General features: G+C 72.9%; 14 protein-coding genes and 4 tRNA genes. 13 read left to right on the forward strand and 5 right to left on the reverse strand.

All coding sequences use genetic code 11. From position 1 onward, the window contains the following. The first annotated feature begins 7 nt into the window (after window positions 1-7). The 3 genes from F4692_RS05090 to F4692_RS05100 all read left to right on the forward strand — a co-directional run bounded on the left by F4692_RS05090 (window position 8) and on the right by F4692_RS05100 (window position 1272). Window positions 8-682: a PAS and ANTAR domain-containing protein gene (locus F4692_RS05090; RefSeq protein ID WP_179618511.1), complete on the forward strand. Its 675-nt coding sequence runs from the start codon at window positions 8-10 to the stop codon at window positions 680-682. Between the two features lie 103 nt (window positions 683-785). Beyond that, window positions 786-858, forward strand: a tRNA-Lys gene (locus tag F4692_RS05095). Between the two features lie 42 nt (window positions 859-900). After that, window positions 901-1272 (forward strand): universal stress protein, encoded by a 372-nt coding sequence (locus F4692_RS05100; protein ID WP_179618512.1) that lies wholly within the window; start codon window positions 901-903, stop codon window positions 1270-1272. Window positions 1273-1278: 6 nt separating this feature from the next. On the opposite strand, the gene F4692_RS05105 is transcribed toward F4692_RS05100, so the two are convergent. Beyond that, window positions 1279-2301 (reverse strand): NADPH:quinone reductase, encoded by a 1023-nt coding sequence (locus F4692_RS05105; RefSeq protein WP_179618513.1) that lies wholly within the window; start codon window positions 2299-2301, stop codon window positions 1279-1281. Window positions 2302-2447: 146 nt separating this feature from the next. On the opposite strand from F4692_RS05105, the gene F4692_RS05110 reads away from it, so the two are divergent. Next, complete coding sequence (locus F4692_RS05110) at window positions 2448-3563, forward strand: phosphatase PAP2 family protein (protein WP_179618514.1); 1116 nt, start codon at window positions 2448-2450, stop codon at window positions 3561-3563. Here the strand turns inward: F4692_RS05110 and F4692_RS05115 are convergent. Further along, complete coding sequence (locus F4692_RS05115) at window positions 3473-4954, reverse strand: NAD(P)/FAD-dependent oxidoreductase (RefSeq protein ID WP_179618515.1); 1482 nt, start codon at window positions 4952-4954, stop codon at window positions 3473-3475. The two genes, F4692_RS05110 and F4692_RS05115, sit on opposite strands and share 91 nt — an antisense overlap. Window positions 4955-5171: 217 nt before the next feature. Between F4692_RS05115 and F4692_RS05120 the strand changes: the two genes are divergently transcribed. From F4692_RS05120 to F4692_RS05130, 3 genes are read left to right on the forward strand one after another with little or no spacing between them, the layout of a single operon-like run. Continuing rightward, the gene (locus tag F4692_RS05120) at window positions 5172-6110 is read left to right on the forward strand and encodes an ATP-binding protein (RefSeq protein WP_179618516.1); all 939 of its coding nucleotides are present in this window, start codon (window positions 5172-5174) and stop codon (window positions 6108-6110) included. Then, the gene (locus F4692_RS05125; protein ID WP_179618517.1) at window positions 6107-6508 is read left to right on the forward strand and encodes a FluC/FEX family fluoride channel; all 402 of its coding nucleotides are present in this window, start codon (window positions 6107-6109) and stop codon (window positions 6506-6508) included. Before F4692_RS05120 ends, F4692_RS05125 begins: the two co-directional genes overlap by 4 nt. Continuing rightward, window positions 6505-6846, forward strand: a complete 342-nt coding sequence (locus F4692_RS05130) for a fluoride efflux transporter FluC (RefSeq protein ID WP_179618518.1) — start codon at window positions 6505-6507, stop codon at window positions 6844-6846. Before F4692_RS05125 ends, F4692_RS05130 begins: the two co-directional genes overlap by 4 nt. A 47-nt stretch (window positions 6847-6893) precedes the next feature. Here the strand turns inward: F4692_RS05130 and F4692_RS05135 are convergent, their stop codons facing one another. The 3 genes from F4692_RS05135 to F4692_RS05145 all read right to left on the reverse strand — a co-directional run bounded on the left by F4692_RS05135 (window position 6894) and on the right by F4692_RS05145 (window position 7581). After that, on the reverse strand, window positions 6894-7247 hold the full coding sequence (locus tag F4692_RS05135) for a metallopeptidase family protein (RefSeq protein ID WP_179618519.1): 354 nt from the start codon (window positions 7245-7247) through the stop codon (window positions 6894-6896). 106 nt (window positions 7248-7353) lie between these two features. Beyond that, window positions 7354-7427: transfer RNA gene (locus tag F4692_RS05140), tRNA-Asp, on the reverse strand. Between the two features lie 81 nt (window positions 7428-7508). After that, window positions 7509-7581 (reverse strand) — tRNA-Glu (locus F4692_RS05145). 180 nt (window positions 7582-7761) lie between these two features. Between F4692_RS05145 and F4692_RS05150 the strand changes: the two genes are divergently transcribed. The 6 genes from F4692_RS05150 to F4692_RS05175 all read left to right on the forward strand — a co-directional run bounded on the left by F4692_RS05150 (window position 7762) and on the right by F4692_RS05175 (window position 13548). Further along, window positions 7762-8154 carry a response regulator gene (locus F4692_RS05150; protein ID WP_179618520.1) on the forward strand — a complete coding sequence of 131 codons (393 nt, stop codon included), beginning with the start codon at window positions 7762-7764 and terminating at the stop codon, window positions 8152-8154. Between the two features lie 229 nt (window positions 8155-8383). Further along, window positions 8384-9490 carry a cytochrome P450 gene (locus F4692_RS21735; protein ID WP_179618521.1) on the forward strand — a complete coding sequence of 369 codons (1107 nt, stop codon included), beginning with the start codon at window positions 8384-8386 and terminating at the stop codon, window positions 9488-9490. Beyond that, window positions 9487-10821 carry a sensor histidine kinase gene (locus F4692_RS21740; protein ID WP_179618522.1) on the forward strand — a complete coding sequence of 445 codons (1335 nt, stop codon included), beginning with the start codon at window positions 9487-9489 and terminating at the stop codon, window positions 10819-10821. The genes F4692_RS21735 and F4692_RS21740 overlap by 4 nt, the downstream gene beginning before the upstream one ends. A 47-nt stretch (window positions 10822-10868) precedes the next feature. Beyond that, window positions 10869-10942: transfer RNA gene (locus F4692_RS05165), tRNA-Phe, on the forward strand. 81 nt (window positions 10943-11023) lie between these two features. Next, the gene (locus F4692_RS05170; protein ID WP_179618523.1) at window positions 11024-12343 is read left to right on the forward strand and encodes a hypothetical protein; all 1320 of its coding nucleotides are present in this window, start codon (window positions 11024-11026) and stop codon (window positions 12341-12343) included. Between the two features lie 119 nt (window positions 12344-12462). Beyond that, entirely contained in the window at window positions 12463-13548 is a 1086-nt protein-coding gene (locus F4692_RS05175; RefSeq protein ID WP_179618524.1) for a Glu/Leu/Phe/Val family dehydrogenase, read from the forward strand. The last annotated feature ends 53 nt before the right edge of the window (window positions 13549-13601 follow it).

Genomic DNA, 13601 nt, shown 5'->3' on the forward strand with positions numbered 1-13601 from the left:
TCCGGGCATGACGCGGAGCAGCGGGGGCGGGGCCTTCAGCGCGTCGCACGACGCCCTGGTCGGCCGCTACGCCTACCACCACGAGACCGACGTCTGGACGTGGTCCGACGAGATGTACCGGATCCACGGATTCGAGCCCGGAGAGGTCGTGCCGTCGACCGAGCTGGTGATGCGGCACATCCACCCGGACGACCGGGCCGCGGCCTGGGAGTCCCGCGAGGCGGTCGTCGAGCACCAGCGCCCCTTCTCCTTCCTCCACCGGATCGTCACCGCGACCAACGGTGAGCGCGTGGTCATCGCCGCCGGCCACCCCGAGGTCGAGCCGGACGGCACGCGCTTCGTCGCGGGGCACCTGGTCGACCTCACCGAGATCCGCCGGGAGGCGGTCGCCGTCGAGCTCGACACCGCCGCGTCCGACTTCGCCGCCCACCGTGCCGTGATCGAGCAGGCCAAGGGTGTGCTGGTGCAGCTCTACAGCGTGGACCCCGACACGGCCTTCGCGCTGCTGCGAGCGTTCTCGATGAACTCGAACCGCAAGGTGCGCGACGTCGCCGGCGCACTCGTCGCGGGCGCCGGTCGCGACCTGACGCCCACCAAGGGTCGCTCCCCCTCGGCCCACGACGTGCTCGAGCGGCTGCTGGGCGCGCCGGAGCCGGAGCGGGACGAGTCGCCGACGGGCTGAGCCGACGGGCTGAGCCGTGCCTGCCCGGGGCCGCACGCTTCGGGGTCTGGAAGGATGGTCGCAGCGCGCGACGTCGGGACGACCTCCGCGACGCCGCGCACCCGGGCCTCTAGCTCAATTGGCAGAGCAGCGGACTTTTAATCCGTTAGTTCAGGGTTCGAGTCCCTGGAGGCCTACCCCGCACACCCGAGTCGGCCCGTGACACCCAGGAGAGCCCCGTGAGCGTCCTCGTCTTCTACAGGTCCACCCCCGAGGGCGCGGAGGCCGTCCGCGCGGGCGCCGTGCAGGCCGCCTTCCACCGCACCGAGCTGGTGGTGCACAACGTCCCGCTCGACGCCGCCGAGGCCGAGGAGGTCGTCGCGCTCGCGTCGGGCGCCGCGGCGGGCGCGGGCGTGGAGCTGCTGACCGTCCTCGCGCCGGAGTCCGGCGACGGCGTCGACGACTTCCTGGCGGCGGCCGGTGAGCCGGGCGTGGACCTGCTGGTCCTCGGCATCCGGCACCGCACGCCCGTCGGCAAGCTGATCCTCGGCAGCACCGAGCAGCAGGTCCTGCTCGACGCGCCGCGCCCGGTCCTCGCCGTCAAGGCCTGACGCGGGTCACTCCTCCGACACGTCGAGCAGCACCTTGCCGACCGCGCCGTCCTCGACGGCCGTGTGGGCGTCGGCCGTGCGCTCGAGCGGGTAGTGGTGCAGCGGGAGCCCGTGCGCCTCGCCGACGCCGAAGGCCCCGTCGCGGAGCGCCGCGGTGATGTCGTCGGCGGCGGCCCGCAGCGCCTCGGACCCGACGGTGTAGAGCAGCACCCACTGGAAGCGGGCATTGGTCGAGAACGTCTCGCGCACGCTCAGGGTCACCTCGTCGCCGCCGTTGTTGGCATAGATCGCGATGGTGCCGCGCGGCTTGATCACCCGGAGGTCGTCGCGCAGGTTCTGCGCGGGCGCGACCTCCACGACCAGGTCGACCCCGTCGGGTGCGAGGCCCTTCACGGCCTCCACGACGTCGCCCTCGCGGTAGTTGACGACGTGGTGCGCGCCCGCCGCCGTCGCCAGCGCGGCCTTCTCGGCGCTGCTGACGGTCGCGACGACCGTTGCGCCGGCCCAACGGGCCAGCTGGATCGCGGCGTTGCCGACCGCACCCGCGCCCCCCGCGACGAGGACCGTCATCGCGTCCATCGCGCCGGGCGCCAGCCGGTCCGGGCCGTCCTCGGAGGTCGTGAGGGCCCGGTGCGCGGTCACCGCCGGGACGCCCAGCGACGCCCCGACGTCGTACGACGCTGAACCCGGCAGCGCGGTCACGCGCTCGACGGGCACCACGACCTGCTCCTGCGCCGTGCCGCCCGGGCGCTGGTGCTGCGTGAGCATCGTCCAGACCCGGTCGCCGACCGCGACGCCGGAGACGTCGGGGCCGACGGCGTCGACCACCCCGGCACCGTCCTGGCCCGGCACGATCTCGGGGAAGGCCAGCTCGCCCATGCCGCCGGCGCGGAACTTCCAGTCGGTCGGGTTCACGCCGGCCCGCACGATCCGTACCCGCACCTCGCCCGGCCCCGGCCGCGCGGCCTCCCGCTCCACCACCTCGAGCACCGACGCGTCGCCGCTCTCCCTGTAGACCACTGCACGCATGACGTCTCCTCCTCTGACGGCCCGGATGTCGTTCCCCGGGGCAACGCGTCCGCGGGGACGTGGTGTTCCCGGCACCCGTCCGGCGGACGTTTGGCGTCGCTGGGCAGAATGCCCCCAACGCCCGTCCCGTGCACGACCGGAGACCCATGTCCACGCCATCCGCCCTGGGGCGCCGGCCCTACGCCTTCCTGGCGGCCAACGCCGCCCTCATCGGCGCGGTGACCCTGTTCGCCAGCCTCGCCCTCGACCGGCCGGTCGCCGACCCGGAGGGGAGCTTCCTCGGCCCGTCGTGGGTGCGCCTGCCGGTGCTGTGCCTGACCGCGATCGTCATCGACCTGCTGCCGCGCGCCCTGTGGGTCGGCCGGCTCGACCCCGCACGGACCGCGGCGGCGGTGCGCGAGCGCGTACGCACGCACTGGACGCCGGCGCGGCTGCAGCTCGTGGTGATCGGCATCTCGGGCTTCTACATCGTCTACGTCGCCTACCGGAACCTGAAGTCCCTGCTGCCGCTGGTCCGGGAGGTGAAGTACGACCGCGAGCTGCGGGTGCTCGACCGGCTGCTGCTCCTGGGGCACGACCCGGCCACCGCGCTGCACGACCTGCTCGGGACGGGGTTCACCGCGCACGTGCTCTCGGCCGTCTACCTCGCCTACATCCCGCTCGTCGCCATCCTCGTCACCGTGTGGCTGGTGTGGTCGAACAACATCGGCTACGGCTGGTGGTTCGTCACCGCGCAGGGGATCGCGTGGACGCTCGGCACCGTCTCCTACTACCTGCTGCCGACGCTCGGCCCCGGGCTGATGTACCCCTGGCTGACCACCGACATCACGCCCAACGGCACGTCCGAGCTGATGGACTCGCTCGTCTACTCACGCCAGGGCTTCCTGTGGGGCGGCGGCGACTACCAGGGCGTCGCCGGCTTCGCGAGCCTGCACACCGCGATCGCCCTGCTGTGGGCCCTGATGGCCCAGCACACGGTGCGCAGCATCCTCGTGCGCCGGGTGCTCTGGGTGAACTTCGCCCTGACGGTCGTGGCCACCCTCTACTTCGGCTGGCACTACATCGCCGACGACATCGGTGGCGCGATCATCGCCGGCGTCGCCTTCCGGCTCGCGGCGCGCGTCACGGGGCACCCGCTGCCGCGGGGCCCCGTGCTGCGCAGGCTGCTGGGTCAGGCCCCGCCGACCCGCTCCTCCGGCACCCCGCGCACACCGGAGTCGGTGAGCTCGGCCTCGCGGGCCGCGGACGCCTCGAGCTCCTGACGGCGGGTCTCCTCCATCATCGCGCGCGTCGCGTCGTAGATGCCCGGGTCGGAGACCAGGTCGGCGGCACCGCCACGGAGCCGCGCGAGGGCGGCGCGGGCGAAGATCTGCTGCTCGGTCGTCGTCCGCTCGGACCGGTTGTTGCTGATGAACGTGATCGCCCACCGCATCAGGGCGGAGACCTGGTTCTTGAAGCCGGTGAGGTAGACGAGGTGCACGCCGAGCCACATCAGCCAGGCGATGATGCCGGTGAGCCGCAGCTTGCCGACCATCGCGACCGCGCGGAAGCGGCTGATGATGGCCATCGAGCCCTTGTCGAAGTACTTGAACGGCGGCTGCGGGGCCTTGCCCTCGAGGCGGTTCCTGATCTCCTTGGCGGCGTACTTCGCGCCCTGGATGGCCACCTGCGCGACACCGGGGAGGTTGTCGAGGGCGATCATGTCGCCGACCACGAACACCTCGGGGTGTCCCGGCAGGGTGAGGTCGGGGTTGACCGCGATGCGCCCGGCGCGGTCGAGGGGCGCACCGGTCTGCTCCGACAGGGTCTTGCCGAGCGGGTTGGCCTGCACGCCGGCGGCCCAGATCTTGGCGACGGAGTTGATCCGCTCGACGCGGCCGTCCTTGAACTTCACCTCGAGGCCGCGCTCGTCGACCTCGGTGACCATGCCGCCGAGCATGACCTCGACGCCGAGCTTCTCGAGCTCCCTCTTGGCCTTGTCACCGAGCTTGGCGCCGAAGGGCGGCAGCACCTGCGGCGCGGCGTCCACGAGGACGACGCGGGCGTGGCGCGTGTTGATCGCGCGGAAGTCCTTGCGCAGGGTGTTGTGCGCGAGCTCGGCGATCTGGCCGGCCATCTCCACGCCGGTCGGGCCGGCACCGACGACGACGAACGTCAGCAGGTGGTCGACGTCGTCGCCGCGGGTCGCACCGAGCTCGGCCATCTCGAAGGCGCCGAAGATGCGCCCGCGGAGCTCGAGGGCGTCGTCGATGCTCTTCATGCCGGGCGCGAACTCGGCGAAGTGGTCGTTGCCGAAGTAGGACTGGCTCGCGCCGGCGGCGACGAGCAGGGAGTCGTACGACGTCACGGTGTCGCGGCCGAGCACCCGCGAGGTGACCGTCTTGGCGGTCAGGTCGATCGCGGTGACCTCGCCGAGGATGACCTTGGCGTTGTCCTGGCCGGCGAGGACCTCACGGGTCGGCGGCGCGATCTCGCCCTCGGACAGGATGCCGGTGGCGACCTGGTAGAGCAGGGGCTGGAAGAGGTGGTGCGTCGTCTTGCCGATGACGGTCACGTCGACGTCGGCCCGACGCAGCGCCTTGGTGCCGAAGAGACCGCCGAAGCCGGACCCGATCACGACGACCTTGTGGCGGGCGGACTGGGTCGAGGTCATGGAAGCTCCTGGGGTCGAAGGTGCGTCGTCCACTGCTGTACCCATCTTCCTCCCGCGCGTGCGCGGGCGCGAAACGCCGGTCGCGTCTGCTTGCTCACACCTCGACGGAGGCTTCGGGGAAACTAGTGTGGTTGTCGAGGTTTGAATGACTTCTTCCTGGGCAATCATGGCCCCACTGGACTGTCCACCCCCTTGACGCCCGTTGAAAAGAGTCCCAGTGCCGCTGAGCTCCGAGTTGACGCTGGCGTCGTCGCCGCGCGCCGCGGCAGACGCGCGGCGCTGGGTGAGCGACATCTGCGAGCGGCTCGAGCGCGCGGACCTCGTCGAGTGCGCCGAGCTGGGCGTCTCCGAGCTGGTGGCCAACGCGCTCCTGCACGCCTCGGCCCCCTACAAGGTGCGGGTGCGGGGCACGGCGACCCACCCGCGCATCGAGGTGCTCGACGGCTCGACCCGGCCGCCGGTGCCGCCGACCGTGCCGCTCGACGGCGCGGACGAGCTCGACCTCCTGCTCACCTTCGGCCGCGGCCTGTCCATGGTCGCCCAGTGCGCGGTCGCGTGGGGCGCCACGATCGAGGACGACGGCAAGATCGTGTGGTTCGAGCCGGCGACCGAGATGGCCGACACCCGCTCCGCCGAGTGGGTCATCGACCACCAGGAGCGTGACCTCCCCGAGCCCACCAGCGACGCCGCCGTCGAGGTCAGCCTCCTCGGGATGGACGTCCCCCTCTACCTCAGCCTCATCCGCCAGTACTCCGAGCTGCGCCGCGAGCTCCGCCTCCTGTCGCTGTCGCACCAGTCCGACTACCCGCTCGCCGGCGACCTCACCTCGATGTTCGCCAACTTCGAGCGGCAGTTCCCCGAGTCCTACTGGGAGCAGGTGCGCGCGGCCGAGTCGCAGGGCCTCCCCCGCACCGACATCACCTTCCCGATGGTGCGCGAGTCCGGCCCGATCTTCGTGACGATGTCCGAGATGTTCGACGTGGCCGATGCGTTCTGCCGCGCCGAGCGGCTGCTCGCGATGGCGCGCACCACCCCCCAGCGCTCCTTCCACAACTGGCTGCTCGGGGAGCTCGTCCACCAGCTCGACGGTGCCTCGGCCCGTCCGTGGGCCGGCGACCCGCCGCCCGGGGCGACCTCGGCCAGCCGGGTCGGGTGAGCGCCCGCCCGCTGGAGGCCTCGACCCTCCTGCTGGTCGGCGCCGGTGGCGCGGTGGGCGCGGTCCTGCGCCATGCCGTGGACGCCGTCGCGCCCCACACCCTGCTGCCGTGGCACACCCTGGGGATCAACGTCGTCGGCGCCTTCCTCCTGGGCGTCCTCCCCGCTCTCGCGGTCGTACGCCGCTCGCACCGCGCGGCGGCCGCGCTCGGGCCGGGCGTGCTGGGCGGGTTCACCACGGTGTCCGCGTGGGCGGGACAGGTGCGCGACCTCGCGGCCGCCGACCACGCGGGAGTCGCCGGGCTCTACCTCGCGCTGACGCTCGGCGCCGGGCTCGCGGCTGCGGCGATCGGCCAGCGGCTGGCCCACGGCGCCGAGCCCGGGGAGGCGCGACGATGAGCACCGCCCTCCTCGTCGCGATGGGTGCGGCGGTCGGGGCCCCCCTGCGCTACGTGCTCGCCCGGCTCGACGGCGCCTTCCCGCGCGGGATGCTGCTGGTCAACACCCTCGGCTCCGCCCTCTTCGGGGTCTTCGCCGCGCTCGCGCTGGACGACGGCGCGTGGGCGCTCCTCGGCACCGGCTTCTGCGGCGGCTTCACGTCGTTCTCGTCGTTCGCCGTGCAGGCGGTCGAGCGCCCCGCGCGGGTCGCGACGGCGTACGTCGTCGCCACCACCGTCCTCGCGATCGCCGGATGCGCCCTCGGATGGGCCGTCGGGACACAATTGCGGTATCGCTAAAGTAAAATCTTGACGATCGTCAAGGCAGGGTCGGGCGTCGCCGGCCGTCACCCCCAGCCGAGCTCGTGGAGCCGCTGGTCGTCGAGCCCGAAGTGGTGGGCGACCTCGTGCACGACGGTGATCCGCACCTCGTCCTCGAGGTCCTCGACCGTGTCGGCCATGTCGAGGAGCGGGCCGCGGAAGAGCAGGATCCGGTCCGGGAGCATGCCGGCGTGGTTGGCCGGACGCTCGGTCAGCGCCAGTCCGTCGTAGAGGCCGAGCAGGTCCGGGTCGTCGGCGGGAGCCTCGGGCTCGACCAGCACGACGACGTTCTCGACGAGCCGGGCGAGGTCGTCGGGAAGTCCGTCGAGGGCGCGGCCCACCATCGCGTCGAACTCGGCGGGCTCCAGGTCGATCGGCATGCCCACCAGCGTAGGAGCCGCGTGCAATGGGGCTTCTGACGATCGAGCGGCGGGAAATGACGAGGAGGGCGAGCCTGGTGGCTCGCCCTCCTCGGTCATGCTCCTGCGACCCCGACGGGACTCGAACCCGCGGCCTCCGCCGTGACAGGGCGGCGCGCTAACCAACTGCGCTACGGGGCCAGGTGCTTCTGGTGAAGCGGGTGGAACTCTAACCCATGCTCCTCGGCGCCACACAATCGGCGGCACCTCGAGGCCGGGTCGCACCCCCAACCGGATTCGAACCGGCGCTACCGCCGTGAAAGGGCGGGGTCCTGGGCCGCTAGACGATGGGGGCCAGCTCGTCGGGACGGACCCGGTGAGCGTGGCCCAGCATAGGGCCAGCGCGCTCGGGCCTCCCAACCACGACGCCGGGACACCCGCGGGAGACCCCCGAGAGACCCACGACACGTAGAGAAGTGGCAGCAATCTCCGAGAGATGGAGCGAGTTGCCACCTCTGTTGACTAATCTTGCCCCGTGAGCAGTGACGGGCGGCACCTGCGATTCCTCGTGGTCGACGACAACGAGGACATCCGCGACGTCTTCTGCCGCCTGATCGAGCGCGCCGGTCACGACGCTGCGACGGCGGTGGACGGCCTCGACGCAGTGGAGACCCTGCAGGCCGAGGGCTTCGACGTCATGCTGCTCGACCTCACGATGCCACGCATGACAGGCGTGGACGTCGTGCGCTGGTTGCGCGTCAACCCGGAGGTCGCCCCCGACCTCCGGATCGTCGTGATCAGCGCCTGGGCCGGCGAGCACCGCGCGGTCCTCCAAGAGCTCGGCATCACGAAGGTCATGCAGAAACCCCTGAGGATCCAACAGCTGACCGACCTGATCGCCGAGACACTGCGCGACATGGAGTCCTGACCCGTCCCTGAATGCACCACCGGGTCAACGGCTCCAGCGGTGTCACCCCCGTGCTCGTCCCCCTGACGGGCACGCAACCCCACCCACCCTGGAGAGATCACATGATGAACCGCATCCGCACCCGCATCGAGTCCAAGCGCGCCGCCAACCAGCTGCAGTCGCTCTACGGCTGGCGCCCGCGCCCGCCGCGGGGCTGAACGCCACCGGTCACGACCGGTAGCACCACGCAGTGACACGCATCGACAGCGCCGAGTCGGCCGGAGGCCGGCTCGGCGCTGTCCTGTCCGCACCCCGCACGGGGGTGCACGCGCTCGGGACGCACGGGCCGTGGCTCGCGACGACGCCCGCCGTGGCCCGGGAGGTCCTCACCGACCCGGCCCGCTTCGACTTCCCGAGCGACGTGAGCCGCACCGGCGACCTGTCCGGCAGCACCGGTGACACCCGCTCGGGGCACCTCGTGTTCGCGCCGCTCGACCCGGCGCAGGTGGCACTCGGCCGCGCCACGTTCGTCCGCGAGTGGGCCGACGCCGTGCGCGACCACGACCGGGCGCGCCCGGGCCAGCCGTACGACGCCCTCGACCTCCTGCGTCGGCCCGTGGCCCGCGCCACCACCGCCGCCGCCACGCCCGCCCTCGCGCCCGCTGAGCGCGACGCGGTCGGCGACGCCGTCCTCGACTGGATCGACGCGCTCGGGCCCGTCATCGCCGCCCGGAGGCCGCCGGGCCGGTGGAGCCGCCTGCGGCGCCGGGAGGCACGCGCCCGGACGCACCTCGAGGACCTCCTGGCGAGCCTCGACGCGGTCGAGCGTCCCGCAGAGACGGCGACGTTCCTCGCCGCCGGCATCCAGGTGCCCATCGCCGCCGGCGCCTTCCTCCTCGCGCACCTCGCCTCCCACCCGACCGGCGCCGTCGATCCCGTCTCCGCGGTGTGGGAGACCCTGCGGCTGACGCCTCCGACGTGGATGACCGCCCGCATCACCCGCGAGGAGGTCGCGCTCGGCGGCACGACGGTGCCCGCCGGCTCCGTCGTGATGGTCAGCCCGCTCCTGCTCGGCCGCCTCGAGGACCTCGTGCCGGGCGGCCCCGCGCCCCTGGGTGACTTCGAGCCCACCCGTTGGGAGGGACCACGACGACCCGGGGCGTGGCTCCCGTTCGGCGCCGGTCCGCACGCCTGCCCGGGGCGTACGCTCGGGCTGGCCGTCCTCACGGAGGTCGCGACGTGGGGGGTGGAACGGGAAATGGTCTTGAGCGAACGGGTGCGCATCGACCAGAGTCGAGGCATCTCGCCACGTCCCTGCCGCTTCACCGCCACGACACGAACGGAGCCCTCCGCGTGATCGAGCACCCGGCGCTCCAGTACCCGACGGCCACCGGTCGGCCGTCGTCCGCGGCGACGGCGCTCGCGCTGAGGATCCTGGGGACCGAGGCCCCGGTCGACGAGGCCATCGAGGCGGCGGCGCGCCACCTGCTCGGAGGGGACCGCGTCGAGGTGTTCCTCGCCGCGCTCACCAGCCTGCCCCCCGCGGAGGGCGAGGGCTGGCGGCAGCTCGGCGGCCGGGCGTGGCTGCGCGAGTGGCTCGCCCCCGGGGCGACGCGGTCGTTCGTGCCTCCCCCCGGCGCGGGTCCGGAGGCCGCGCTGACGATGCCGTGGACGTCGCGCCGCCTGCGCGCGTGCGGAGTCGCCGCCATCACCGACCGCGACCTCCTGCCGGCGGACGAGGCCGCCCAGGACATCGCCGAGCTCGCCGGCTCCGACGTGCGCAGCCTGGTGTCGTCGGCCTGGACGTCCGGCGAGGTGATGTTCGGCAGCATGTCGCTGATCAGCCTGCAGGCCGGCGAGTGGCCCGAGGACCTGCTGCAGGACTTCGCCCTCCTCAACGCCGCCCTCATCTCTCGCCTGTCGCTCGAGCACTCCCGCCGTGCCCTGGCGGAGGCCATCGAGAGCGGCACGCAGGCACAGGACGCCTTCCAGCAGTTCTTCGGCGCCGTCGGCCACGAGCTGCGCACACCGGTCTCCTCGATCCTCGGCTACACCGAGGTGCTCATCGACGAGGCGGACCACGCCCCGGACGAGCTCCTCGCAGCGGCGATGCTGCGCGACGGCCCCGTCATCGTGCGCCAGTGCGAACGACTGCTCGGCATCGTCGACAGCCTGCTGGGCGCGGGCCGCACCCTGTCCGACGACGAGGAGCGGCAGGACGTCCTCATCGCCGACGCGGTGGCCGACGTCGTGCACTGGCACCGCTCGCCCGCGGGCACCGCGGGCGTCGAGATGGTGGTCGACATCGACCCCGCCGCCACGGTGCGCGCGCACGCGTCGGGCGTACGCCAGGTGCTGACGAGCCTCGTCGGCAACGCCATCGCGCACCACAACGCCGAGGGCGGCACCGTCCACATCTCCACCAGCCGGATGCTCGGCGAGAGCGGTCAGGCGATGGTGCGCATCATCGTGCGCGACGACGGGCCCGGCCTCCCACCCGAGGACCTGGAGAAGGCGTTCGACCCGTTCGCGCACTACGCCGGCTTCAGCGCGCAGAGCAGCGGACTGGGCCTGCCGATGGCGCGGACCCTGGCCGAGCGCGACGGTGGCGCCGTCCGCGGTGAGTCCGCTCCCGGGGTCGGCTCGTCGTTCTGGCTCGAGCTGCCGGTGCGCGACCCGGCAGGCTGAGCCGATTCACCGCCCGGCTCCGGGCTCATGTATTCTCGACCCCGCTTGGGCAGGTAGCTCAGTTGGTACGAGCGATCGCCTGAAAAGTGATAGGTCGGCGGTTCGACCCCGCCCCTGCCCACAAGCACAGCAGGGCCCCGATCACGTCCCGATCGGGGCCCTGTTGCGTGTCCCGCTCGCGGACCTGCGGCACGATGACGCCGTGCTCCCCCGACTCGAGATCGTGCGCCGATCGCGCCCGGTCGACCTGGTGGCACCGGGGTCGGTGCAGGTCGACCGCGCCACCGGCGGCACGGTCGCGCTCCCGTCCGTGGCGCCCTACGTCGCCGCCACCGCCCGGTCCGTCGAGGGGCCCGTCGCACTCGTCCTGGGCGGTCACCGCCTCGCGGCGTCGCTCGACGACGGATCGGTGTCGCTCGACGTCACGGGCGTCGGCCGCCTCCGGAGCCGGCGCTTCCACCGGGCCGACGCCCCGGCCGGCGTCGGCATCAGCCTCACCGGCACGCACGTGGCCGCGTGGAGCCTCGAGGCGGGCGGGTGGGTCGCCCGGGCCCGGCACGACCTCCGGGACGTGCTCGACACCCGCGACGAGGGGGCCCTGGCCGGGCTGGAGGTCGACCTGCCTCCGGGTGGTGGCGTTGCGGGACGGTTCGGACAGCTCGGCCTGCGCGACATCCGCTTCGTCACCGAGGACGACGGCACCCCCGTCCGCGACGACGGGTCCCTGTGGCTGACCGCCACGTCCGCGGGCCCGGGGTTCTTCGACACCGCACACACCAGCGTCTGGCGCCTGGACCCGGCCACGCTCGACCTCGCCCACACCGGCGACCTCTTCTTCCGGCGGCCGGACCGGGTGGGCGTCTTCGGCGACCACGCCACCCACGTCGTGCGCGCCGACGGCCGGTGGCTGGTGGCGACCAGCACGTGGGGCGACTTCGAGCAGCCGACGACGCGGGCGGGACGGCGTACGCCCGCTGGCCTGCGGGTCACCCTCGCCGAGCCCGTGGCGGGCACCGACGTGCTGCGGGGCGCCCAGGTCCTCGACACCCGTGAGCTGCCGCTGCCCACGGACGGGCTCGCCTCGATCGCGACCTGGGACCCCCACCTCGTACGCCGCGACGGGGCGTGGCTGGTCGGGTTCGTCAGCGCCCGCAGGTTCTTCGAGTTCCACCCCGCGCTCGCGGGCGGACCTGCGCTGTCCGACCTCGCGCTGCTCGGCGCCGCCACGGACCGCACCGCCACCGAGGGCACCACCCTCGTCGACGTCGAGGGCGAGGTGGTGGTGCTCGCCAGCGACGGACGCGACTCGCCGCGCGGGCAGCGGGCGCGCTTCCCGGCCTTCGACCTCCGCATGCGCGACGTCGGCGCGCTGGACGCGCCCTACCCCACCAACCTGCCGTGGCCCACGCTCGCACGCATCGACGGCGGGTGGCTGATGGTGACCTTCGACGGGCGCCCGGCGGGCGGGAAGCTGCTCGGCTACGGCACCCACGGCGACGTGCTGGTGCTGCGCAGCCAGTGATGCGGCCGGCCGGTTCGCGCAGCGATACGCTGGAACGTGAGCGCGGTCACCACCCCTCGGCCGCGTCGACCAGGTCCGCACACCCCGCGGCCGCACCCACCAGAAAAGGATCCACGCGCATGTCTGGAGCAAGCAGCGTCGACGTCTTCGACCTCGGCGGCGAGCACGAGCAGGTCGTCTTCTGCAACGACCGGGCCACCGGCCTCAGGGCCATCATCGGCATCCACTCCACGGCCCTCGGTCCGGCCCTCGGTGGGACGCGGTTCTACCCCTATGCCAGCACCGACGAGGCGATCGTCGACGTGCTCAACCTCTCGCGCGGCATGTCGTACAAGAACGCGCTCGCCGGCCTCGACCTCGGCGGCGGCAAGGCCGTCATCATCGGCGACCCGGCCGAGCTGAAGACCGAGGCGCTGCTGCGGGCCTACGGCCGCTTCGTCCAGTCGCTCGGCGGGCGCTACTTCACCGCGTGCGACGTCGGCACGTTCAGCGAGGACATGGACCACATCGCCCGCGAGTGCTCCTACGTGACCGGTCGCACCGTGGCGCACGGCGGCGCGGGCGACAGCTCGGTGCTGACCGCCTTCGGCACCTTCCAGGGCATGCGCGCCGCGGCCGAGCAGGTCTGGGGCGAGCCCACCCTCGCGGGCCGCACCGTCGGTGTCGCGGGCGTCGGCAAGGTCGGGCGCCACCTGGTCCGCCACCTCGTCGAGGACGGCGCCTCGGTGGTCGTCACCGACGTGCACGCCCCGTCCGTCGAGGCGATCCGCGCGCAGCTCCCCGAGGTGCGTGCCGTGGCCACGACCGACGAGCTGGTCGCGAGCGAGATCGACGTCTACGCCCCGTGCGCGATGGGAGGAGCCATCGACGACGACGTCCTGGAGGTGCTGAAGGCCTCGATCATCTGCGGTGCGGCCAACAACCAGCTCGCCCACGCGGGCATCGAGAAGCAGGTCGACGAGCGCGGCATCCTCTACGCGCCCGACTACTGCGTGAACTCCGGCGGCGTGATCCAGGTCGCCGACGAGCTCGAGGGCTTCTCCTTCGAGCGCGCCAAGCAGCGCGCCACCGGCATCTTCGACACCACGCGCAAGGTCTTCCAGCTCGCCACCGCCGACGGCGTCACCACGGCGGAGGCCGCGGACCGGCTCGCCGAGCAGCGCATGCGCGAGGTCGGCCGCCTGCGCGGCATCCACCTGGGCTGAGCCCGGAGGACCCGACGACCGACCGCGCCGGGTCGGCGCGACGAACCGCACCG

This window comes from Nocardioides cavernae, assembly GCF_013410035.1.
Taxonomy (GTDB): Bacteria; Actinomycetota; Actinomycetes; order Propionibacteriales; family Nocardioidaceae; genus Nocardioides; species Nocardioides cavernae_A.

Excerpts from the sequence above, each read along its gene's own strand:
- F4692_RS05175 (WP_179618524.1), top strand. The coding sequence starts at position 12,463 with ATGTCTGGAGCAAGCAGCGTCGACGTCTTCGACCTCGGCGGCGAGCAC.
- F4692_RS05130 (WP_179618518.1), top strand. The coding sequence starts at position 6,505 with ATGAGCACCGCCCTCCTCGTCGCGATGGGTGCGGCGGTCGGGGCCCCC.
- F4692_RS05110 (WP_179618514.1), top strand. The coding sequence starts at position 2,448 with ATGTCCACGCCATCCGCCCTGGGGCGCCGGCCCTACGCCTTCCTGGCG.
- F4692_RS05115 (WP_179618515.1), bottom strand. The coding sequence starts at position 4,954 with ATGACCTCGACCCAGTCCGCCCGCCACAAGGTCGTCGTGATCGGGTCC.
- F4692_RS05090 (WP_179618511.1), top strand. The coding sequence starts at position 8 with ATGACGCGGAGCAGCGGGGGCGGGGCCTTCAGCGCGTCGCACGACGCC.
- F4692_RS05105 (WP_179618513.1), bottom strand. The coding sequence starts at position 2,301 with ATGCGTGCAGTGGTCTACAGGGAGAGCGGCGACGCGTCGGTGCTCGAG.
- F4692_RS05135 (WP_179618519.1), bottom strand. The coding sequence starts at position 7,247 with ATGCCGATCGACCTGGAGCCCGCCGAGTTCGACGCGATGGTGGGCCGC.